We start from the raw sequence: 21,034 nt of genomic DNA, 5'->3' as shown, positions 1-21,034 counted from the left end.
AACGATCGGATCTCGATCCCGTGGTATTTTTGCGGACGCTGCTGGCCAGTCTACGCCAGACCTTTCCTGCTTTTGGGGCTTCACTAGATGCCCTCTTTCGTTCAATTCTGTCTGCAGAGACCGCTTCGGCGACAACGCTTTACACCTCGGCGCTGACGATGTTGTGTACGGCCCTGGCCACGGAGGTCAAAGGGCCGTTCCTGCTGCTGCTCTGCAACTACGAGGAGGTCAATGAGAGTGAGACCGTGAATGCTCTGGTCAATGAGCTGCTCAGGCGTTTTCCCCCGCAGGCAACGCTGATCATCGAGAGCCGGTCGCTGCCCGATCTCTCCTTTCCAGCTCTGATCATCCGCGAGGCTATCTACGGCCTAGATCACGAAGCCCTGCGCTTCTCAGCTGAAGAGATCGCTGAACTGGCCGCCCTGCAAGGGTTGCCTCCTCTCAGTGAGGAAGAGGCGGCCTCTCTGGCCGCCTCTTTTGATGGCTGGATCGCTGGCATCTTGCTGGGCACGCGCATCGGCGACGCCCGAATGCGTCTGCTTCTGTCCCGCTCCTCTGCCGCGGACGAGAAACGAGGCTCCTCCACTGCACTGGCGACACAGAAGCGGACCATCCTGCTCACTTATCTGGTCAATGAGGTGCTGAAACACGCTGCTCAGACGCAGAGCTTCCTGCAATCGATCTCTCTGCTGCATCATGTGTATCCCTCGTTCTGCAACGCTCTGCTCGACATTACCGATGCACACGAGAGGCTGGCTCATCTGGAGCGTCAGGGCCTCTTCCTCTTCTCCCATGCGAGTGGCATGGGCCTCTTCTATACGATTCATCCGGTCATCCGTGAACTCCTCTCCGAGCAGCTCCGTCACCAGGAGCCGGAGCGTTTTCGCCTGCTTCATCGCCGGGCCGCGGAACTCTGGCACGCCCGCCACGAAGATGAAGAGGCGATGTACCACGCCCTCGAAAGTGAGTCCTATGACCTGGCAGTTTCCTTCATCCTGGCCACTGCGGAGAACCTGCTCTCCTCGGGGCAGCGTGAAACCTTGATTCGCTGGATCAACATGCTGCCCGAAGCGTCCAAAGAACATCATCCGCGTCTACTGCTCTTACAAGCCACGATTGCTCTGGACTATGGCCAGAGGACAACGGCCCTGCCTCTGCTGGACCGTGCAGAGGCCTTGCTGGCGATCTCTCAGGGGCCGGACACCGCGTTGCTGGAGGCTACCTGCGCCATTCTGCGCGCTAAAGCCCTTTTTCAGGTGGGAGACTACCGGCAGGCCCAGCTACTCTGCCAGAAAGCCCTGCTCTATCTGCCAGAGCAGGAGCGGCATCTGCGCGCCTCAGCTCAGATGCGGCTGGGCATCTGTCATACGCTGCAGGGGGATCTGACGGGCGGTGTCATGCATCTGCAGCAGGCCCTACAGCTCTGGCCTCAGCAGCCTCCCCCCACTCAAAGTATTGAGATCCACAGTGCGCTTGCCAACACCTATTATCTTCTGAGTAATCTGGTACTTGCCCGGCATCATTTGACGGCCATGCTGAATGCCTGCGAGCAACTCCAGGATACGCCCAGCAAGATCAGCGCCCGCATTCTTCAGGGTCTCATTGCTCAGGATGAGGGCCAGATTGCAGAGGCTGAGGCGATCTTTTTGGAAGTGCTCTCCCTGGCGCGCTCCTCTCCCTACCCACACCACGGTGAGGCCTACGCGCTGGTGAATCTGGCAGGGATCGCAGTCGAACAGGGCAACTATGCCCGGGCGCTGGCCTATGCGCAGGAGGGCCTCACTCTGGCGTGCACCTTTGGCACGCGCAGCGTCGTTAATGCTGCGCGCGCCAATCTGGCTCTGAGCTACCTTTTCCTCCATGATCCCACCAGTGCGCTGCTGATAGCGGAGCAAATGGAGGTCGAGACCGCTGATGAGAGAACGGTTGGCTATGAGCGGGCCTGGCGCGACCTCACCATCGGCTTGATTTTCCTCGCTCAGGGGCGCTACGCTGAGGCAGCGACCTGCCTGCGAGGCATCGAGGCCGCGCTGTATCGTACGCATCTGCCGCGGGCCAGTCTCCTGGCGAAGCTGCGCCTGGCTGTTTGTTATCATTTGCAGCGTCAACCTGAGCGGGCGGAGCACGCCCTGGCCGAGGTCGTCTCGATCCTGCACGCCCAGCCCACCTTTGCCCACCTGGTGCAACAGGAGTGGCGCCTCCTGCGTACCCTCATGCCAGAGCTGGGCAAACACCCGCGCTTTGCCGCACTGCAGGCCTTCCTCGTATCCTCTCATCAGACACAAGTCGCGTTGCCCACTGACCTCCAGACGCCTGACCGTTCGCCCTCAACTGCGGTCGTGATCTCGCGAGAGAGCGTGCTTCCCAGCCTCACCATCTACGCCTTCGGGGAACCAGTGGTCCTGCTCAATGGCCAGCCCATCAAGCACTGGCGCATGGCTCGTGGTATGGAACTCTTCTTTTTCCTGCTGGATGCTCGCTATCCGGTCAGTAAGGAGACGCTCCTGACAGCTCTCTGGCCGGAGTATGATGAGTGCACCGCTCGTACCTTTCATAATACGCTCTACTACCTGCGTAAAATCCTGGGGGAGGCCTGCATTCTCTTTACGCCGGCGGGGTACACTCTCAATCTTGCCGCTGGCTATGGAGATCAGGTCTGGTATGACGTGCAGTTGTTTGAGGACCAGCGCCTCGTCGCCGAGTCGGCCCTGGCTGAGGGTCAACCGGATCGGGCGAAGGCGGCTTTTCGCGAGATGATTCAGCTCTATAGGGGCGACTATGGGCGCCCTTTCTATCGAGAGTGGTGTACGCGGCGGCGTGATGAGCTGCGGACGATCTATCTGGAGGCCTGTCGTCAACTGGCACAGATCGCCTGGCGTGAGGGGGCCTGGGGTGAGAGTGCTGAATACTGGCGCCGGATGCTGCTTCTCGATAGCTGTCTGGAGGAGGCTCACTACGGTCTCATCCGTTGCTATCTGCGCCAGGGTAAACGAGGCGCGGCGCTGCGTCAGTATCAGACCTGCCAGCGCACTCTGCAGGAGGAACTTGGTGTTCAGCCGGGCCAGGCTCTGCAAGTGCTCTATCAGCGCCTGACGAGCACCTGATTGACAGGCGCAGGGCGGCTGCAGAGTGCAGTGCGGAGTGTGTGCAGAGCAGGTCGAGGGTATGCTCTCTGCCGTGGCAGATGTGAGGATCTGCCTGTCACCTCTTCTCTGTCCAGGAGGAAAGCATGGATAGCGTTCTGATTGTCGCTCTCAGGGAAACACAGGTCACGATGACATCCTGGCGCTTGCCCGGCGCTCGCCTGGAATCTCTGCATCTGTACGCTACGCGCGCGCTCCTCTCCTTGCTGGCTTCCGCTGCTGTTGGGGAACCTATCTGGCCTGAGATCAGGCAGAGCCAGGCTTCTACACGGGGATAGGTACCCATGTCCTGGAAGATGATCAATCGTATTCTAGGCCTGGCTTCCATTGATCAGAACTTTCGACAGCAACTGCAGCGTGATCCCAGGGCGACCCTGGAGGCCTATGAGTTTGAGCTGACCCCAGAAGAGTTGGAAGCGATCTGCTCCTATGCCTCGTTGCCGTTCCTGCAGTTCTGTCAGCGTTTAATGGAGGACTTTGGGCCGGATGAAACGATACAGTGAAAAGGAGCGTGCCAGAGATGGTTCATATTCGCGTGCTGCTGGCGGAAGGGCAGCCGATCTACCGCGCGGGTATGCGTTACCTTCTTGAGAGGGACGAGATGATCGAGGTGCTTGGTGAAGCCAGGTGGGCCGAGGAGGCGCTCCGCCTGACCTGCGAACTGAGGCCCGAGGTCCTGATTCTGGATTTGCAGCTCCCCCGCCTCTCCGGTCTGGATGTTGTTGAAACGCTGCGTAAGCAGCAGGAGACTCTACGCGTGCTGGCCCTGAGCCGCTACGACGATGAGGTCTACTTGACGCGCGTCGTAACCAGCGGGGTTGATGGCTGTTTACTAAAGGCCGAGGACCCCGCGCTGGTCGTGGAGGCCGTCCATGCGGTTGCTGCTCACGGCGAGCAATGGTGGAGTCCGGGGGTCAGTAAAAAACTGCTCAACAGAAACGCGATTCAGGCCCTGGTGCGTTCGTCTCTCAATCTAAACCAGAGAGAGCTGCAAATCTTGAATTTAATGGCACTTGGTTATAGCAATCGATATATTGCTGCCAAGCTCTGTTTGTCCCAAGGAACGGTTAAAAACTACATCTCTGGTCTCTATAGCAAGCTACAGGTGCACACGCGGACCATGGCGGTCAGTTGGGCCTGGCAGCACGGACTCCTCGAAGATAAGGGGAGTTTGGACTGTCTGGAGCACCTGGAAAGCGGTGGGTAGGGCCAGGGAACGGGCCAGCTCGCAGCCAGGCGGATCGGACGAGTTGGCCCTGGAAGCCTGATGTTCTACTGTTGAGCCAGTGACTGGTTGTCAGATAGACATTCCTGCCTTGGGGCAGACTGCCAGCGAGCATCTCGCGGCGCATCTCCTCCATCCGTGCAGCGAAGGCCGGATCTTGCTGATTGGAGAGCAGCCTTGAAGTGAAGACGACTTCGTAGCTCTGGGGGCGCGTGCCAGCAGGTCGAGGATATCCAGGAGTGGCGCAAGGCTCTCGATGCTGCCGCCTCCCACGGCCCGCGCGATGGCCACCAGGGCGGCAAGGCCGTTTCTTAGGCCGAGAATGTCAGGCGTATATACGGACCGGCTCCGTGGGCTGGCCGAGGATGACGCTCCGGGAGAAGCAGCGGATCTGGATAGCGCCAGCGTCGCAGGTGGACCGACTGCGAGCCCTTGTTGTTGCTGCACGATGAGGCAGAGGCGGAGAAAGCGCGGGCGGTGACCGCCATGCTGCAGGAGCGTGGGGGGAGCGGGCCGGCGCTCTGCTCCTTCTCCGCGTTCCCGGCAGGAGATGCCGCGCTGGCGGCGCGGGCGCGGCCCTTCGAGAGCGGCGATAGCGAGGAGCCGGTGCTGATTCTCTACACATCCGGCACTACGGGCGTGCCCAAGGGGGCGTTGCTTTCGCATCGCATGCTCACCTGGAACGCCATCAACATGCAAATCAGCTGAGGGCTGCGGGAGAGCGACATCACGCCGACCTTCGCCCCGTTCTTTCATGCTGGCGGGCTCAACGTGCTGACGACGCCGCTCTACCATTGTGGCGGCATGGTCGTACTGCTGCGCTCCTCGGATCCGGCGCTGATTCTGAGGGCCATTGAGCGCGAACGCTGTACGGTGATCTTCGCCGTGCCGACGGTCTTTCAGCTGCTGATGGAGCATCCCGCTTTTGAGACGAGCGATCTCTCTTCAGTGCGCTTCTGTGTGACCGGTAGCTCCTCGTGTCCGCTGCCGGTGATGCGCCGCTATGGAGAGCGGGGGCTGCTGTTGCGCCAGGGCTATGGTTTGACGGAGGTGGGGGTCAACTGCTTCAGTCTGGCGCCGGAGGATGCCCTGCGCAAGGCGGGGTCGGTGGGCCGTCCAGTTTTTCATTCGCGGACACGCATTGTCGATGAGCAGGATCGGGATGTGGCGCCGGGCGAGGTGGGCGAGCTGGTGCTGGCGGGACCACACGTCTGTTCGGGCTACTGGCGGCGCGCGGCGGAGACGGCGGAAGGCGGCGCGCGGCGGCTGGTGGCATACGGGCGATCTGGCGTGCTGCGATGAGGAAGGCTACTACTATATCGTTATATCGTTGGACGCAAGAAGGACATGTTCATTTCGGGCGGCGAGAACGTCTATCCCGTCGAGGTAGAGCGGGTTTTACTGCTGCATCCGGGGATCGCCGAGGCGGCGGTGATTGCGCAACCCGATGAGCGCTGGGGTGAGGTGGGGGTGGCCGTGGTGGTCCCGCGCCTGCCCGGTGCGCTGAGTGCTGAGGAGGTGCTGGCTTTTTGCGCGGACTAAGTTGGCGCGCTTTAAGATTCCGCGGCGCGTGGTTTTTGCGGAGGCGCTGCCGCGCAACGCTATGGGCAAGGTGCTCAAGGCCGAGTTGCGTGCGCGCTATATTGCCCCCCAAACGTACCCTCAAACGTAGGGGCGTGATTTATCACACCCACAAGAGCGTCATTTATCACGCCCGCTGCTTTTGCTTCGCCCCGGCAGCAGACCATGGAACCAGGCGAAGAGGATGAGACCATAGCCCGAGCCCATCAGCGTTGGCCAGCGGAGCCAGGCTCCCAGGTGCGTCACGCAGGTGCCGAGCATGCGCATGGCGACCGCCGTTGGCGTCATATGGCGTTTCAGGTAGGCCCCTGCTGCAGAGCGTCGGTACGGTTCCAGGTCGACCAGGCGCATGATCAGGAAAGAGGCCACAGCCGATGGCAGCACGGCGATCAGCAGGCCGCTCAGCAGGCGCCGCTGCCAGCAGTAGTAGATAGAGATAACCTCGGCGCTGATATCTGTCAGCAGTTTCAGCGGGTGGATCTGGTGATAAAGTACTTTCTCACGTGGACTCATAGGGGACGGATCTCCTGATTTCTTTGGCGTGGCAAGCAATGGTCGGTGCTCCACGCACCAATGGTATAAAACAGCTATGCCTGGTTGTCAATGGCAGTCGCTACCGATCCTACGGGCAATTCAGGCCGCTCAGCGTTGGTCAGGACCCTACGGTCTGGCCTCGTCTGCCGGGTTGCGTCGCCTTGCGTCGCCCTGCCCGTGCTCTAATGAGGAACACCTGTGCTCTGCGAACGGAGCACGGTCACACGCCTGGTAGATTATCTAGAGAGCGAGGGTCTGCTCGCCCGTAGCCCCGATCCCACAGATCGCCGCTCGCAGCGCGTCACCCTGACGGCGGCGGGAGTGGCCAGGCGCCGCGAGGCCCAGGCTACCATTGAACAGGCCATTCGCCGCCGCTTCAGCGTACTGAACCGCGAAGAGGAGCGGCAGCTGATCGCCATGCTGAAGCGCTTACGCAACGTAGTGAGCGCAGAAATCGAAGCGAGCTTGCGTGAGTCGGACAACAGCTAGTCTTCTGCCTGTAGGGAAACGATCATGCCAGACATCTTTGAGCCGGCCACGGATGAACTGCTCAAGCCGCTGGACACCGCCAGGATGGCCTCGGTGCCCGGTGATCTCCCGTTCACTGAGGTGATCATCCGCCGGACAGCTCAACGGACACAGTTTCGCCACGACAACACATCCTGCCCCTGGCACCCATTCCCGGGGAGCCGGTTGAGGTCTGGGCGGCCAGCGGCGAAGAGATGCCCATCGAACGCGCCGTGCTCTTCTACACCGTCGACGGCAGTCGTCCCGACCGCTCGTCGCAGGCCGTAGCGATGGAGCGCGCCCGCGTAAGCTGGGATCCGCACGCCGGCTACATCACCCACTGGCTGGCACGCATCCCCGGCCAGCCCGCCGGGATGCCGGTGCGCTATCGCATCGCTGGCTGGCTCGCTCATCCCGGCTCCCCCGCAACCGCTGAGCCGGAGGTGTGGGCGCAGGATGGCCAGGGCTTTGCCTTCCACTTCTCGGGCGAACGTGCCTTTACCACCTTCGCCTATATCGTCGCGGGGAGCAGCAGCCGTCTCTGCCCGTCTGGGCAAGCGAGGCGATCATCTATCAGATTTTCCTGGATCGCTTCCGCAGCGATGCTGACGACGGCCACTTCCCGGAGGAGAGCGAACCACAGGCCTTGCATGGCGGCACGCTGAACGGCGTACGCGCTGCTCTGCCCTATCTGGCCGAACTGGGTGTGACCTGTCTCTGGCTCTCGCCCCTACAGCTGGCCGAAAGCTATCACCGCTACGACGCGCTCGACTACTTCACCGTTGATCCCCGCCTGGGCAGCGGCGCCGACCTGAAAGCCCTGGGTGACGAAGCTCATGCCCGCGGCATGCGCGTTCTGCTCGACTTTGTGTCGGCTCACCTCTCCTGGCACCATCCGGCCTTTCTGGCCGCACAGACGGACCGCCAGGCCCCGTTACACGACTGGTTCTACTTCGGACGCTGGCCGGATCGCCACGGCACCTTTCTGGACGCTGTGCCCGGTCTCCTCTCGCTGCGCTCTGAGAGCGGAGGCGCCCGCCGCCATATCATCGCCGGTGCCCTGCACTGGCTGCGCGAGTACGGGATCGACGGCTTCCGCCTCGATCACGCCATCGGCCTCACAGAGGACCGGTATACCCTGGCCCTGCTCGAAACGAAACTCGCCTTTGTACGCCGACTTATTCCAGAGATCAACGATGAAACGCTGACGGAGATGAGCGAGGGAAGGCGGCTGTGGAAAATAAGTCGTCCGGAGCTTGCTTTGCTCGGAAGCGAGACTGAGGAAGAGCTTGAATTGTGAAAGATAAGGCGATTGATTATCGAGAAATATAGAGAAAATATCAGCATCAAGGAGATCAATGATACAGAGCCATGCTAAAAAGGCGTTAATCATCGGAGCCGAGATCGGCGGAGCTGCTCTGGCCCTGTTTCTCAAAAGTACAGGTCTTGAGTCGGAGGTCTACGAGGCGAGGGAGCAGCCTGAGGCTTCTCGTTGATCCTGGTGAGCAACGGCCTGGCTGTGCTCAAAGAGCTTGGACTCGGTCACGCGCTCCTGGCGGAAAGGTCTGCGGTGAGACATGCGATGATCTTGACCGGAAAGAACAAGCGACTGGGGGAGGCTGCCGTAGCAGGAGGTGGATTCAAGAGTATCTTTCTGAAGCGTGCTTCCCTGGTCAGGATCATCTGGGAGGGGGCCGAGCGCCAGGGGATCAAGATCACACGCGGCAAGCGGCTTCAGCACATTGAAGTGACGGGCCAGGGCGTGGGGGGTGACCTTCCAGGATGGCACCAGCGGTAATCTCCTGATTGCCATCTCGCCCAGTTCTGGACAGGGCGCATCGATGGCTCTGGAGAATGCTGCGGTCCTGGCCAATGTCTGCGCGATGTTCCTGATCTGGAGCAGGCCTTTACCACCTATGAGTACCTGCGCCGGGAGCGCGCCACCAAGATGTATCAAATGGGTGTGAACGGCGATCGAGGCAAACATCAGGTCAGACCTCTCCCTGGCAGTATGGTTCCGGGATCTGACCATGCCCATCTTTTTGAAGCTGTTCGTGTTCGCCAGCCCCAAAGCGTCCGACTGGATCTATTCCTATCGAGTCGATTGGAACACGCCAGTCGTCACACACCCGTCCGCTGCCGAAGAGCGCCAGAACGTAGCAGGCCCCATCTGAGCATGTGTCTGCTCCTGATCTCATCGCCTGCTCTTGCCTGATCAGGCTATTTCACGCTAATGCAGCATGGCAGCCACCGTTGCCTGAGGCGCTGGTTCTTTTGTTTGTTAGAGAACGCAGTGAAGGAGTGAAGCTATGATGATGGCACTGTCTTCCCGCCAACAGGCTTTTGCTTGTTGAGGCCAGTCAACGTTCAGATCTCCTGGTAGTGATACACCAGGCAGGTGAGCGCAACAAGGAGGCCAGCCAGGCCGAGGCCGACGAGCAGTGGCCAGAGCGTCTCACCCAGCGGGGCAGTGCCGGCTGCAAGTTGTGCCACGCGCTCGGGACGGAAGAGCACCGACGGCAAAACCCTGCTGATCGAGGCGTTGAGATTGGGCACTACCACGAGGACAAGGAAGCCAACGAACGCCATCCCCCCGGCAGCAATGCTGTTGCGTACCAACGCGCTGCACAGGATCGTCAGGGCCAGGGTTAATGTCAAGAAGGCCAGCAGCCCGATGTTCAGTATCACAAAGGACCCAACAGGAAGCGGACGAAAGAGCTGGCTCGTGTAATAGTATGCCCCAGAGGCAGCGAGTATCAGGCTAATGATGAGTGTGCTTTCATAGGCCAGGAACTTTGCCAGCACGAAGATGCTACGTGGGACAGGCTTCGTCAAGATCGTCACTGCCGTTCCCCGGCTGCGCTCATCGGCGATGGTCCCCATAGCCAGCAAGATGAGGACCAGGGCCGGCAGTTGTACCATGTTCTTCAAATAGGTGTTGAGCGCATCAGTGGCAGTCTGCGGCGGCAGAATAATCGTGGCGCCGTTCCCCAGGTTTTTCAGAAGGTCAGGAGTCAGCCAGGTGATAATCGGGGCTGAGATTCCCAGCGAGAGAAAAACGATGACAGAGATCACTAAACGATAGGTCCGGTTCTGTTCACGAAATTCTTTCTTGAGCATGGGCCAGAAGGTGTAGAGCTTCATGCTTCCTCCCCCGTTCCTGACAGGTTGCCTTCTTTCTCCACAAGGCGAAGGAACACATCTTCAAGTGTGGGCTGCGTTACCTCATAGCGCAGCAGCGGCAGACCAGTGTTGACCAGCAGGGCTGGCAAAGCGCGTTTAGCGGTTGCCAGGTCTCTCACCAGGAGAGTCGCTCTGCTTCCACTGACAGTGATGTGCTGGACCCAGGGTTCCCGGGCCAGCAGACGTTGGAGATCTTCAGCCGCACATTCCAGCTCAACCGAGATCATTGGCGGAGCGTAGCGCTCCTTCAGTTCAGTAATCGATGCCTGCACGAGCAGCTCGCCGTGATTGAGGACTGCCACAGCGTCACAGATGCGATCGACGTCGGCCAGCACGTGCGAGGAGAAGAAAACAGTGGCTTCACCTTTGAGCCGTTGAAAAAGCTCCAGGATCTCTTTGCGACCAATCGGGTCCAGTGCAGACACAGGTTCATCCAGAAAAAGCACCTCTGGGCGGTTCACTAACGCTTGAGCGATGCCCAGGCGCTGGCGCATCCCATTGGAGTAGCTGCCAATTCTGCGCCTGGCAGCAGCGGTCAGGCCGACCAGCTCAAGCAACTCATCTCGTCGGCGCCGTCGGTCACTGGCGCTCAACCCAAACAGTTCGCCAGTAAAATCCAGGAATTCCTGGCCACTCATCCACGTGTAGAGAGCAGGCTGCTCACTGAGATAGCCAATGCGAGCTCGCACATCGGCTTTCGCGCTAGTGATTGACGCTCCAGCCACCCAGGCCTGACCGCTGGTGGGCCTGATCTGGCGCGTGAGCAGCTTGATGGTAGTACTCTTACCAGCGCCATTGGGGCCGAGGAGGCCAAAGATACTGTGAGGATAAACCGTCAAATTTAACCCTTTGAGAGCTTCAACCGATCCATAGGTCTTGCGCAGACCTTCACACCGGATGATCGCCTCGCCAGGAGCGGCCATCTTAGACCTCCTTACGACCCAGGACAAAGTAGCAGATAGGGCCGAGGGTACTGATGAAAAGGATGATCAGAGCCCAGATAATCTTCTTGCCACGCACGGTGCGCGGATCGCGCCGGATCAGGTCCACCAGCGCGATCACAATCAGAATGAGATCTAAAGCCAGGAGGGGCCATAGCAAGCCGACAGGGGCCGTGCTTTGCGTATGGGTCAGCAGACTTGACAGCGGTAACAGCATTGTTTCTTCCCCTTTCTCAAATTCTCCATAGCTGCAAGTTTTCGCTGTCCGTGGGTCCATATCACCTTGCCAGGCAGGACAGCGGAACATCTCATCTCACTTCTGGAGCCAGTCTACAGAGAGCATCGCGGTTGTTCCGGCCAGGTGCCTCTCAAACAGCTCCTCAGAGGAGCCCCAGCACCCAGCGCGAGACCGTGCGAGAGTATGGGAGGAGCCACGATGCTCTCTCTCGTTGTGGCACGAGCCGGGAGCAGTCGCTTCCTGCTCCATCGCCTTGCGCAATCAGGTCTCAAGCACGAACTCCGGTCGAAAGCGGAGCCGCAGTAGCACGGCACTGACGATAGATCCAGCAAGACCTACTCCCAGGGCAATTGCTGCAATTAACCCGGCATTGAGATCCGGGCGGATGTTAATCAGAATCAGCAGCGCCAGGGCTGGCAGTGCGGCGAGCAATTGCATCAAGTTGGTGGTGCTGCCAGTACGGATCTGGGTCAATCGCGGAAAGGCCATACCCAGAAAGAGGGCCCCCAGGTTTGCCCATAGGGCAATAGGCAATGGCACGGCAACGGCAAGGGCAATATAGCGGGCCTGCAGTGTGAAAGCGATTCGAAGCAGTGCCAGAACAGTCGCCGCAGCGCCGAGCGTTCCCAGGGCAAGAATCGCCCACTGGCAGATGGTCAAGACAAAGGAAGCTAGAAGGAAGGCCACAAAGACTTCTTGCACGCGATAGGCGGAACTCAGCAGCAGCTCTAGCCCACCACGGGCGGCCTCAGTTCCAACGAGGTTTTGAGCCAGGGTCGCACCCATGAAGGCCGCGAACAGGGCAATGAGATAGGGCCCCTGAATGAGGAGCAAAGCCATAGCCAACCCCGCATTGCCACGCACCGTGGCCCCAAAGTAGGCCTGAGCCTGTGCCTGAATAGCGAAACGTGAAAGTGGTGTCAGCAGCCCGGGGAAATACAGAGTCACCAGGCAAAGCAGGAGGAAAAAGAGAGCAAATGCGAGAGGGATCACCAGCAAGCGCACGCCCTGCTCGCGCCGCCCACGCCATAATAAGGCCCCGGTAAGCTGCAGCGCCCGATCCAGGCCACTGGATGCCTCCAGAAGATCGGCATCGTCGTCAGAGAAAGCCTCGTGCTCTTCTAACTCAGACACGTTGACCTCCGCTCTCCAGGTCTTCATAGACTGCCTCAAGAGGACTGCCCAACTCTCGTACCTCAAGGACAGGGAGTCCCGCCTGCACCAGCGCTGCCACGATGCGACTGCGCTCCGCCCGGTCCGAAAGATCTACAATCCACTGCTCCCTGTCTGGTACCGCTTCATACCCCAGGCCACTCAGAATCGTTCGCGGATCTCCCTCGACTGTCAGACAGACGCGCTGTGCACGAGCATGACGCTGGTGCAGCGCTTCTACAGAACCACGATCTACTACCCGACCAGCCGCGATCAAGGTCACATCATCTGCCAGCTCGGCTGCCTCATAGAGGTTATGTGTTGAATAGATGATCGTTTTGTCCGCCCGAGCCAACCCCTTGAGGAGCTCGCGCAAGGAACGGGCAGCCAATGGATCGAGACCCGTCGTCGGCTCGTCCAGAAAGAGCACCTGTGGAGCGCCGAGCAGAGCTCGAGCAATAGCTACCCGCTGCGCCTGGCCTCTACTCAAGGAAGCTGCTGGCTTGGATAGGAGATCGCTCAGTTCCAAATCAGCGATTACCTGGTCCATCCGTGACCGCCGCTGGGCCGAAGGAAGCCGGAGTACTTGCCCCCAGAATTCCAGGTTATCTCGCACGCTGAGCGCTGCCGAGAGGGAAGGACGATGCGGGAGGTAGCCGATCAGACGCTTGACCTCACTGTCTCGATGCGGTTCATACCCCAGGACAGAAACTATGCCTGCGCGGGGTGGGAGAATACCCACCCCGACACGGAACAGTGTTGTCTTGCCCGCTCCATTGCTTCCCAGGATCACATGAAAACCTGAATCGAAGGCCAGATTAATCTCGTGGAGGACAAGCGACTGGCCATAGCCAGCCGTGACGGATTCTAATGTAATGGTGCTCATGACTCCAGCCTTCTCATTTGAGCAAGAATCTCTTCTTTTCGCTTGAGGACAATCGTCGAAATGCGCTTCAGGCTATCGCCGAGCACGACATCCTGCAGGAGCACCTCATCACGGTGGGCCTTCAAGTACTCCAGCATCGCCTGCCGATGGTCAGCAAGCAGCGCCTGACAGGCATGACAGATGCTGGTGTAGGTCCCTTCTACGCCGAGCTTATCAAGAATGCGCTTCGGACCTAACATATGAAGCCACCAGTAGACGAGATTCTGCTGACTCCGCGTCAGAATATCAATCAGGCGCTCTTCATTCAGATTGCCCAGCGTCAAATCCTGAGCGTAGAACATCGCATGCCCACAGCAAGCCTTGACCATACCATTCGGGTGCAGAGAGACAGTCTTGAGCACTTCTGGACAGCCCATGTTGAGCTTGTCTCCCGCATCCAGGCCGTTCACATCCAACTGTTCCCCTGAGCCAGTAGGGGTTGGATAGTCCTCCAGGATAGCCACCCGTTTTTCGATCTCGGCGATCTCCATCCCTAGCCCTTCGCTGAGGGCATGTCGCACGGCTGCCGCATCCCAGGTAGCGTTCTTGTCCACGATCACCCCCAGGCCAATCCGCAGCCCCTCTTCCAGACCAGCTCGCACCAGATTGACAATGCATTCTATCGATGCAAAAGGAGCATGAAAATCGTCATAGCTGGTATTCAGCTCGTCCAGACCGGCGCTTTTGAGGTCCCGAACCATCGCGCGGGCACGCTCTGGCGTCGTCGCCCATCCACCATTGCTGACCACACGCGTAACATAGCCACCTGCTTTGGCAAGAGAGATCCCCTCGAGCAAGAGCTGCTTGCGCAACGTCGCCTCACCGCCAGTAAAAACGACTACCTTGGCCGTTGGCACTTCCCGAAGCTCGGTCATAATCTTGAGGAGAAGCTCTCGCGGCATGGGCATGACTGTGCGAGGGCTGCTTCCTACGCTGCAGTGGCCACACCAGAAATTACACTTGTAGTCTAGAAATATCGAAAAAAGACTTGGAAGCATGCTTCCCTCCTTCAGACGAGGTCGATCACCCTGAACCCAGAAGGTCAGTGAGAACTGTCCTCCCTCAATTCCCGATGGATGCGCACAAGGCAAATGTACTGTCCCGCCAGACTCTTTTGCACGAGTGACTGAGTATAGTCCTTACTACTGCATCAACCACTCGTATACGCCCAGTTGGCCCAAGATCGAGTTTTCATCCGGAGGTAAGCTCACAGGGCAATGCCAACCCCTATGCTCCTGTGAGCCACAAAAAAATAAACAGAGACATACAAGTAACAACAGTGACCGCAACGCACACAACTGCAACTGCAGGCAAGCCGTAGCCCTCATCATTGAGGGCCAGCTCCAGCGCTTCCTGGGAGAGCAGGCCCTGCTCACTGGCAGCCAGCAGGATCTGGCGCATGGCGGCCAGCTCCTCAGCGGTGAGCTGACGGTTCTCCAGCACCTTGTTCTCGGGCAGCAAGGCCGCGGCCTTGGCCAGTCCGAAGGCTTCCAGCAGCTCATCCGGTCGCTCCTGCAGCGCCGTCAGCCGGGCCGGATCGCTCCACAGCCGGGCGTTGAACTCATAGAGCTGCGCGGGTTCAAACGACACGGTCAGGTCCGTGTCGAAGGCCACGCTCTCGCGCCAGCGCAATTGCCGAGCCGAGAGGATAGCAGTACCGGTCTTCCGCTCATCCAGAACTTTCCGTGCTTCTGTCGCGTCCATCGAAACAGTTGGCTCCTTTCGGGGTCTATCCCGTGGGTATGATCCCAACACCGCAGCAGGTCACTTCACAAAAGGGACCGGGCAGGCAACCAGCACTGTACCGGTCCCTGACTTGTAGGGGTGGAGCCTATCCCCAGAGATACACCCAGAGATAAACAGCAACGGCTACTGCCAAAGCGAGAGCGGCAACTGCAGGCAAGCCGTAGCCCTCATCATTGAGGGCCAGCTCCAGCGCTTCCTGGGAGAGCAGGCCCCGCTCACCGGCAGTCAGCAGGATCTGGCGCATGGCGGCCAGCTCCTCAGCGGTGAGCTGACGGTTCTCCAGCACCTTGTTCTCGGGCAGCAAGGCCGCGGCCTTGGCCAGTCCGAAGGCTTCCAGCAGCTCATCCGGTCGCTCCTGCAGCGCCGTCAGCCGGGCCGGATCGCTCCACAGCCGGGTGTTAAACTCATAGAGCTGCATGGGGTCAAACGACACAGTCAGGTCCGTGTCGAAGGCCACGCTCTCACGCCAGCGCAATTGCTGAGCCGAGAGGATGGCAGTACCGGTCTTCCGCTCATCCAGAGCTTTCCGTACTTCTATCGCGTTTAGCATGTCAGTCCTCTCCACGATTGAAAGTCAGGCTGCTGGGCTAGCATGCTCAGGCCACACAGATGCACACGACTACAACCAGGAGGAGAACCAGCACTGCAACTGCTGGCAGACCATAGCCATCCTGGTTGAGCATTCCCTCCAGTGCCTCCTGGGAGAGCAGGCCCCGCTCGTTAGCGATTCCCATGATCTGGCGCATGACGGCCAGCTCCTCAGTGGTGAGCTGGCGGTTCTCCAGCACCTTGTTCTCGGGCAGCAAGGCCGCGGCCTTGGCCAGCCCGAAGGCTTCCAGCAGCTCATCTGGTCGCTCCTGCAGCGCCGTCAGCCGGGCCGGATCGCTCCACAGCCGGGCGTTGAACTCATAGAGCTGCGCGGGTTCAAACGACACGGTCAGGTCCGTGTCGAAGGCCACGCTCTCGCGCCAGCGCAACTGCTGAGCCGAGAGGATAGCAGTACCGGTCTTCCGCTCATCCAGAACTTTCCGTGCTTCTGTCGCGTCCATTGAACAGCCTCCTTTTTCTCTTTTAAGAGGATCTCACCACAGCAGGGTGATCATAATGACTGCGATAATTGTTGGACTTACAAGGAGTGGCAGACCATAGCCGTCATCCTTGAGGGCCGTTCCCAGCGCCTTTTGAGCTTGAAGGAACAGCTCCTGCTGGCTGGCGGCAGCCATGATCTGGCGCATGGCGGCCAGCTCCTCAGCGGTGAGCTGGCGGTTCTCCAGCACCTTGTTCTCGGGCAGCAAGGCCGCGGCCTTGGCCAGTCCGAAGGCTTCCAGCAGCTCATCCGGTCGCTCCTGCAGCGCCGTCAGCCGGGCCGGATCGCTCCACAGCCGGGTGTTAAACTCATAGAGCTGCATGGGGTCAAACGACACAGTCAGGTCCGTGTCGAAGGCCACGCTCTCACGCCAGCGCAATTGCTGAGCCGAGAGGATGGCAGTACCGGTCTTCCGCTCATCCAGCACCTTCCGTGCTTCGATCGCCTTCCTCAAGTGACCTCCTTGGGCCTTAAAATCTGTGATACAACGCTTCATCGCTCGTAGAAGCTGCATCAGTCCATCGAGCTGAGTATGACCCTGGAACAGGCTAATCTTCACGCGGAGTATGACACTGCCTCTCACCAGCAGAATCTTTTCACGGCAGATTTTCTGAGCGATCCAGGTGTTTTACCTGCTATTGTTCCTTGGACCTAGAAGACCTTCACTGCCAGGGACCAGCTCATAAGCTATGGCCGCAGCAGGTACAGAAGCTCCGTGAGAACTTAAGGCCAGACCGGGTCTCCATTGCTCGTCAGCATACTCTTTCTCCTATCAGGCATAGGATCTTAGTCTGCGGTATGCAGCCCTCCCCTATTTCTCACTGTCCCTTCCCTCTTTTAGAAGCATACTGCTCCTCCTCTCTCCATTCTCTCTCCAACTTCCTCTCCGCCTGCGCAGGCGTCCTGTGTATGGATACCTTGTCAGTGTTATCCCCTGCCTGGCTCTGGAGGAAACCAGAGAAGCCGCTTAATTTGCCTGGTGCCATCTGTCTCATCTGGGCAGATTCGGCGGTGCTGCTGAGTCTCCGGTACAGCTCTTGTAACAATGATCCAGGCTCTACGCACAACTCCTGCTGCAGAATCTTTTTGCAGAGTTGATACTGGCGTAGCGCGGCACTGCGCTTGCCCTGTGCCATATAGCACAGCATGATGCCGTAGTGTGCCTCCTCCATGCAGTTATCCACAGCCAAGGCCTTACGCCAGTAAGACATGCATGCCTCCATGTCTTGATGATTCCAGGCGATCTGCGCTAGCTGGCCCAGGGCCTCCAGATAGGTAGTGCGCAGCTCGTCCCGTCGCTGACGGCACCAGTCGCTATAGAACGGTCTTCCATAGTCACCCCGGTAGAGTTCGACCATTCTGAGTAATGCTTGCTGAGCGTTTTCCTCCTCTCCTCGCGCCAGGGCCTGTCTGGCCTCTGACCATCTCCCTTGAAACTCTTTGACGTCATACCAGATGCTTCCTCCATAGCAGGTCGCCAGGTTGAGGCTGTAGCCATCGATGCTAAAAACAACGCATGTCTTACCTAGTGCCTTACGCAGGTAGTAGAGGGCCATATGGAAGGCTTTATCGACTTGCTCGCAATCCTCGGGCCAGAGCGCTGCAATCACTTGCTCTCTGCTCAGAGGCTGGTCACTATTCAGGAGAAAAAAGAACAATTCCATAGCACTCATGCGGCGCCAGTTCTTGATAGGTTGATCATCAACCAGCACCATTGGTTCACCAAAGGCCAGGATCTTTAATCTGGCTCTCGGCTCCTCGACGCTTCCTCCGCTGACTCCTCCCTGTGTGGCCGAGGCATTCTGTTCAGGGGCCTTCTCTAGCGCTAGCAATGTTCGCAGGTGCTCCAGCTCTGGCTCGCGCTCGATCAGCGTACGCAGCTCTGCCAGCCGCTCCATCTCCCCCAACACCAGTAGTTTGTCAGTCTCACCCTCCTCAAGGAGCCTTCCCACCTCCTCTAGCAGCTCTACGGCTTCGCCGACGTGTTGACGTGCTAACTGGCAGGCGGCCAGACGCAGCGTGGCCAGCAATTGTTCTTGCCGCAGGTCCGCCTTGCGTAGAAGAGCTAGGGTTTCTGCCAGACTGGTATAGGCCTGCTCGTAGCAGCCCTGATAGAGATAGACCAGGCCCGCGGTCAGTCTGCTCCAGGACCACTCGTAGCCAGCTTGTGCGTTAGTTCTTTCCCCTACCCTGATCGCTTCCACAAAATGCCGCGCGCTGGTTTGATCTCCCAGGAACAGGTAGGCCAGGGCCATGGTCGAGTAGATGGAGTTACACAAGCTCCGATTGCCATACTGGCAGGCTAACACCAACGCCTCCTGACAATAAGCGAGTGCCTGCCGGCTGTGCCCCTGCAGCAGTGCCAGCGAGCCAAGATTCCCAAGCGCATAGGCTTCCCCTCGGTGATAGCCTGGTGTAGCACGCGCCATGACCAGGGCCTGTTGCAGGACAGCTTCCGCCTCCGCGAGTGCTCCCCGCCTCCCCAGGATCAGTCCCTGCAAAATACGATTGTTGATAATGCCCCGTATATTGCGCGCTTGCTCGCCATAGCTGATCGCGCAAAGGAGATGGTGCTCGGCCAGATCAAGTTTGTTGACGAGATAGTAGGTGTTAGCCAGCGCGCTATGGACTGCAATGGCCAGGTTGAGCGATGGCTGGTGACTCCAGGTCCGCAGCGCCTGCTGAAGATAAGTGATGCCGGTAGCTACATCTCCCTGGAGGCAGGCACAGATCCCCAGGCGCATCTCCGCTGCAGCCCGCAACTCGTCTTCGTGCTCAGGCAAATGCAGCAGTACCTGCTGACAGAGCTGCAAAGCTTGAGCGTACTCTCCCTCTTGAAACAAGGCTTTGCTGCGCAAAAGATGGATTTCAGCCAGAAAAGTGGCTTTTTTAGACGATGCAAGTGTGTGCTCAGCTCCGGATAGAAGCGTTATGGCCCTCTCAAGAAGGGGGAGAGCCTCCCGGTGCTGACCCTCCTCTAACAGGACATATGCTCGTATTGTCAGCAGCTGGGGATGCTGTTCCAACAGGCTGGCGGGAAGCGCGTTGAGCCAGCGTATGATGCCATCAATCTGTCCTTGCTGGAGCTGCAATCTGGCATAGGTGAACAGAATCTCTCCTGCCAGCTCATAGGCTTGCGCTTCCAGAGCGTGATACATGGCTTGCTCGTAATTCTTTCTGTCCTGCCATAGCCGGGCAGCACGCCAGTGGAGGGCATAGAAGCGCTCTGGATCACTTTGTCTGAACTGCTCCTGGAAAAGGCTACGAACTACAGGGAGACAGGTATAGAAGCGCTGGCCGTGATCCAGATGCGAGGTGACGAATAACCCCTGCTGCTCCATAGAGGTCAGCCATTCCCTGGCTTTGTCCGTTTCCAGGAGAGCATCACATATCTCTGGGTGCATTTCTTGGAATATACATGCTAATTGTATAAAGCTTTTTATTTCTGGCTCGTGAGATAAAACATCATTTATCAGATATGAAGTGAGATGAGCACGCCTCTGTTCAGCAATGATTCTCTGCTGATACAATGGCTTCGTCTGCTCAGGTATGCCGATCTCGCCGGGGTCAGGGGCAGCCTGCTCTCCCAAACGAGTTGCCAGGAGTATGCCAGTAATCCAGCCATCAAAGTCGCGTGCGAGCTGTTCAGCTTCCTCTTCAGATAGTCTGCTCAGGCCCTGCAAGCGGGCCAGCTCGACGATCTCCCGGGCGGTGAAGCGCAGCAGCGCTTTGTTTACGGCGCAGATCTGCCGCTGGGCAAAGAGCGGAGCAAATGAGGGGTCCAGGGCAGTACGGCTCTCTATCACGAGCGTGGCTGAAGATGGTAATCTCTTGAGCAGGTAGTGAAGGAGCTGTGTGAGGGAGGCATGGGCATTGGCTGCTCCATAGTTACACAGGAAAATAGCAAAATCCTGTCTGGCTACCTCTGTCAGGGCCTGACTGAGAGCGTCAAGGGCTGGCTGGTAGATCTTAGCCGGCGCAGTCGCCTGCTCGCACAGCAGATTCGTCAAGAGGGGTTCCAGCTCACTCAGAGAGGGGAACAGACTCTGCAAGCTCTTTAGCAGAGTGTGAATAAAAATGGCGCAATTACTATCTTCTTGATTCAGGAAATACCAGCAGCAGGGTAACGAGGTGGAGCGGGCAAAATCAGCCAGGAGAGTTGTCTTTCCATAACCGGCGGGGGCCCACAGCGACACCAGTTGATAGTGAGCTTGGGTGCCATCTCTCTTCTGTACCCGCCCTACGGCTTCTTCCAGGTAAGTCACTAAACGCTGGCGATGGAGAATTCTAGCGGGCAGCATAGGCGCAGATATCTTTTTCTGGAGGTCTCTCTCCTGCATAGTTTTCCTCCTTCTTCTGTGTCTGCAAGGGCTAGAGCGGCGAAGCCTGGCGCAAAAACATGTCCTGTCTAGCCCTGTCCGCTGAGGATAGCAATAGTGAGGCTGAGGCCCAGAAAGCACGAAACTTGGTACTTGCTCCCGTCAGTGGTTCCATTCCTGCTACCTGTCATCTTGCACTCCGGCTTAGACCATATTTTTGCTCCCAATGGCAGAAGCGCTGCATCCCATGGTGATGAAACTGGTAGGGGAGGGATGGCTGGGAGAGGCAGGGCGCTTGTAAAGGGTGAGGATGTTGTTTGTCGGAACAACAGTTGGGGACTCCTGAAGGACGGGTCGTCAGCCAGACGTGGGGTGCTTCCCGGTCTGGCAGAGGCCAGGCGGGGAAGCACCCCACCATCCCAATAGGCAGTGGGGAGTGGGCCAGGAACAAAA

General features: G+C 58.7%; 21 protein-coding genes and 1 pseudogene. 9 read left to right on the top strand and 13 right to left on the bottom strand.

Translation table 11 applies throughout. The features are described 5' to 3' along the window. The 6 genes and pseudogenes from IRZ31_RS10915 to IRZ31_RS10890 form a co-directional block, all read left to right on the top strand. The coding region (locus IRZ31_RS10915; RefSeq protein ID WP_297153318.1) for a BTAD domain-containing putative transcriptional regulator at positions 1 to 3,104 on the top strand (3,104 nt) is incomplete at its 5' end. Between the two features lie 323 nt (positions 3,105 to 3,427). Then, positions 3,428 to 3,646: an Os1348 family NHLP clan protein gene (locus IRZ31_RS10910; RefSeq protein ID WP_297153316.1), complete on the top strand. Its 219-nt coding sequence runs from the start codon at positions 3,428 to 3,430 to the stop codon at positions 3,644 to 3,646. Between the two features lie 17 nt (positions 3,647 to 3,663). Next, on the top strand, positions 3,664 to 4,350 hold the full coding sequence (locus IRZ31_RS10905; RefSeq protein ID WP_297153314.1) for a response regulator transcription factor: 687 nt from the start codon (positions 3,664 to 3,666) through the stop codon (positions 4,348 to 4,350). Positions 4,351 to 4,800: 450 nt separating this feature from the next. Further along, positions 4,801 to 5,670: pseudogene (locus IRZ31_RS10900) on the top strand (AMP-binding protein). 45 nt (positions 5,671 to 5,715) lie between these two features. Continuing rightward, positions 5,716 to 5,910, top strand: coding sequence for a hypothetical protein (locus IRZ31_RS10895; RefSeq protein ID WP_297153312.1), 195 nt, complete (start codon positions 5,716 to 5,718; stop codon positions 5,908 to 5,910). A gap of 1 nt (position 5,911) precedes the next feature. Next, positions 5,912 to 6,040 carry a hypothetical protein gene (locus tag IRZ31_RS10890; protein WP_297153310.1) on the top strand — a complete coding sequence of 43 codons (129 nt, stop codon included), beginning with the start codon at positions 5,912 to 5,914 and terminating at the stop codon, positions 6,038 to 6,040. A gap of 29 nt (positions 6,041 to 6,069) precedes the next feature. Here the strand turns inward: IRZ31_RS10890 and IRZ31_RS10885 are convergent, their stop codons facing one another. Continuing rightward, complete coding sequence (locus tag IRZ31_RS10885; RefSeq protein WP_297153308.1) at positions 6,070 to 6,462, bottom strand: hypothetical protein; 393 nt, start codon at positions 6,460 to 6,462, stop codon at positions 6,070 to 6,072. Between the two features lie 219 nt (positions 6,463 to 6,681). On the opposite strand from IRZ31_RS10885, the gene IRZ31_RS10880 reads away from it, so the two are divergent. From IRZ31_RS10880 to IRZ31_RS10870, 3 genes are all read left to right on the top strand, one after another. Next, positions 6,682 to 6,972: a MarR family transcriptional regulator gene (locus IRZ31_RS10880; protein ID WP_297153306.1), complete on the top strand. Its 291-nt coding sequence runs from the start codon at positions 6,682 to 6,684 to the stop codon at positions 6,970 to 6,972. A gap of 233 nt (positions 6,973 to 7,205) precedes the next feature. Next, positions 7,206 to 7,655 (top strand): hypothetical protein, encoded by a 450-nt coding sequence (locus IRZ31_RS10875; RefSeq protein WP_297153304.1) that lies wholly within the window; start codon positions 7,206 to 7,208, stop codon positions 7,653 to 7,655. Beyond that, entirely contained in the window at positions 7,637 to 8,290 is a 654-nt protein-coding gene (locus IRZ31_RS10870; RefSeq protein ID WP_297153302.1) for an alpha-amylase family glycosyl hydrolase, read from the top strand. Before IRZ31_RS10875 ends, IRZ31_RS10870 begins: the two co-directional genes overlap by 19 nt. A gap of 159 nt (positions 8,291 to 8,449) precedes the next feature. Here the strand turns inward: IRZ31_RS10870 and IRZ31_RS10865 are convergent, their stop codons facing one another. The 12 genes from IRZ31_RS10865 to IRZ31_RS10810 form a co-directional block, all read right to left on the bottom strand. After that, on the bottom strand, positions 8,450 to 9,061 hold the full coding sequence (locus IRZ31_RS10865) for a hypothetical protein (RefSeq protein WP_297153300.1): 612 nt from the start codon (positions 9,059 to 9,061) through the stop codon (positions 8,450 to 8,452). A gap of 296 nt (positions 9,062 to 9,357) precedes the next feature. Beyond that, positions 9,358 to 10,134: an ABC transporter permease subunit gene (locus IRZ31_RS10860; protein WP_297153298.1), complete on the bottom strand. Its 777-nt coding sequence runs from the start codon at positions 10,132 to 10,134 to the stop codon at positions 9,358 to 9,360. After that, positions 10,131 to 11,096 carry an ABC transporter ATP-binding protein gene (locus tag IRZ31_RS10855; protein WP_297153296.1) on the bottom strand — a complete coding sequence of 322 codons (966 nt, stop codon included), beginning with the start codon at positions 11,094 to 11,096 and terminating at the stop codon, positions 10,131 to 10,133. Before IRZ31_RS10855 ends, IRZ31_RS10860 begins: the two co-directional genes overlap by 4 nt. 1 nt (position 11,097) lies before the next feature. Further along, positions 11,098 to 11,331, bottom strand: coding sequence for a PLD nuclease N-terminal domain-containing protein (locus IRZ31_RS10850; RefSeq protein WP_112433932.1), 234 nt, complete (start codon positions 11,329 to 11,331; stop codon positions 11,098 to 11,100). 282 nt (positions 11,332 to 11,613) lie between these two features. After that, positions 11,614 to 12,486, bottom strand: coding sequence for a hypothetical protein (locus IRZ31_RS10845; protein ID WP_112425960.1), 873 nt, complete (start codon positions 12,484 to 12,486; stop codon positions 11,614 to 11,616). Then, the gene (locus tag IRZ31_RS10840; protein WP_297153290.1) at positions 12,479 to 13,390 is read right to left on the bottom strand and encodes an ABC transporter ATP-binding protein; all 912 of its coding nucleotides are present in this window, start codon (positions 13,388 to 13,390) and stop codon (positions 12,479 to 12,481) included. Before IRZ31_RS10840 ends, IRZ31_RS10845 begins: the two co-directional genes overlap by 8 nt. Further along, the gene (locus IRZ31_RS10835; protein WP_297153288.1) at positions 13,387 to 14,427 is read right to left on the bottom strand and encodes a radical SAM/SPASM domain-containing protein; all 1,041 of its coding nucleotides are present in this window, start codon (positions 14,425 to 14,427) and stop codon (positions 13,387 to 13,389) included. The genes IRZ31_RS10840 and IRZ31_RS10835 overlap by 4 nt, the downstream gene beginning before the upstream one ends. Positions 14,428 to 14,656: 229 nt before the next feature. Then, positions 14,657 to 15,133 carry a hypothetical protein gene (locus tag IRZ31_RS10830; protein ID WP_297153286.1) on the bottom strand — a complete coding sequence of 159 codons (477 nt, stop codon included), beginning with the start codon at positions 15,131 to 15,133 and terminating at the stop codon, positions 14,657 to 14,659. A 127-nt stretch (positions 15,134 to 15,260) separates the two neighbouring features. Then, complete coding sequence (locus tag IRZ31_RS10825) at positions 15,261 to 15,725, bottom strand: hypothetical protein (RefSeq protein WP_297153284.1); 465 nt, start codon at positions 15,723 to 15,725, stop codon at positions 15,261 to 15,263. Between the two features lie 46 nt (positions 15,726 to 15,771). Then, the gene (locus IRZ31_RS10820; RefSeq protein WP_297153282.1) at positions 15,772 to 16,224 is read right to left on the bottom strand and encodes a hypothetical protein; all 453 of its coding nucleotides are present in this window, start codon (positions 16,222 to 16,224) and stop codon (positions 15,772 to 15,774) included. Between the two features lie 33 nt (positions 16,225 to 16,257). After that, positions 16,258 to 16,716, bottom strand: a complete 459-nt coding sequence (locus IRZ31_RS10815; protein WP_297153280.1) for a hypothetical protein — start codon at positions 16,714 to 16,716, stop codon at positions 16,258 to 16,260. Positions 16,717 to 17,080: 364 nt separating this feature from the next. Beyond that, entirely contained in the window at positions 17,081 to 20,563 is a 3,483-nt protein-coding gene (locus IRZ31_RS10810; protein ID WP_297153278.1) for a BTAD domain-containing putative transcriptional regulator, read from the bottom strand. Between the last annotated feature and the right edge of the window lie 471 nt (positions 20,564 to 21,034).

The organism is Thermogemmatispora sp., assembly GCF_019683635.1.
Classification (GTDB): Bacteria; Chloroflexota; Ktedonobacteria; order Ktedonobacterales; family Ktedonobacteraceae; genus Thermogemmatispora.
The sequence above is the reverse complement of the archived record's forward strand: the minus strand, read 5'-3'. Positions and strand labels throughout refer to the sequence as shown.

What these genes read in the sequence shown, in the direction of transcription:
- IRZ31_RS10885 (WP_297153308.1), bottom strand. Translation starts at nt 6,462, where the DNA reads ATGAGTCCACGTGAGAAAGTACTTTATCACCAGATCCACCCGCTGAAA.
- IRZ31_RS10905 (WP_297153314.1), top strand. Translation starts at nt 3,664, where the DNA reads ATGGTTCATATTCGCGTGCTGCTGGCGGAAGGGCAGCCGATCTACCGC.
- IRZ31_RS10825 (WP_297153284.1), bottom strand. Translation starts at nt 15,725, where the DNA reads ATGCTAAACGCGATAGAAGTACGGAAAGCTCTGGATGAGCGGAAGACC.
- IRZ31_RS10850 (WP_112433932.1), bottom strand. Translation starts at nt 11,331, where the DNA reads ATGCTGTTACCGCTGTCAAGTCTGCTGACCCATACGCAAAGCACGGCC.
- IRZ31_RS10810 (WP_297153278.1), bottom strand. Translation starts at nt 20,563, where the DNA reads ATGCTGCCCGCTAGAATTCTCCATCGCCAGCGTTTAGTGACTTACCTG.
- IRZ31_RS10895 (WP_297153312.1), top strand. Translation starts at nt 5,716, where the DNA reads ATGTTCATTTCGGGCGGCGAGAACGTCTATCCCGTCGAGGTAGAGCGG.
- IRZ31_RS10910 (WP_297153316.1), top strand. Translation starts at nt 3,428, where the DNA reads ATGTCCTGGAAGATGATCAATCGTATTCTAGGCCTGGCTTCCATTGAT.
- IRZ31_RS10835 (WP_297153288.1), bottom strand. Translation starts at nt 14,427, where the DNA reads ATGCTTCCAAGTCTTTTTTCGATATTTCTAGACTACAAGTGTAATTTC.
- IRZ31_RS10855 (WP_297153296.1), bottom strand. Translation starts at nt 11,096, where the DNA reads ATGGCCGCTCCTGGCGAGGCGATCATCCGGTGTGAAGGTCTGCGCAAG.
- IRZ31_RS10875 (WP_297153304.1), top strand. Translation starts at nt 7,206, where the DNA reads ATGCCCATCGAACGCGCCGTGCTCTTCTACACCGTCGACGGCAGTCGT.
- IRZ31_RS10840 (WP_297153290.1), bottom strand. Translation starts at nt 13,390, where the DNA reads ATGAGCACCATTACATTAGAATCCGTCACGGCTGGCTATGGCCAGTCG.
- IRZ31_RS10820 (WP_297153282.1), bottom strand. Translation starts at nt 16,224, where the DNA reads ATGGACGCGACAGAAGCACGGAAAGTTCTGGATGAGCGGAAGACCGGT.
- IRZ31_RS10860 (WP_297153298.1), bottom strand. Translation starts at nt 10,134, where the DNA reads ATGAAGCTCTACACCTTCTGGCCCATGCTCAAGAAAGAATTTCGTGAA.
- IRZ31_RS10830 (WP_297153286.1), bottom strand. Translation starts at nt 15,133, where the DNA reads ATGGACGCGACAGAAGCACGGAAAGTTCTGGATGAGCGGAAGACCGGT.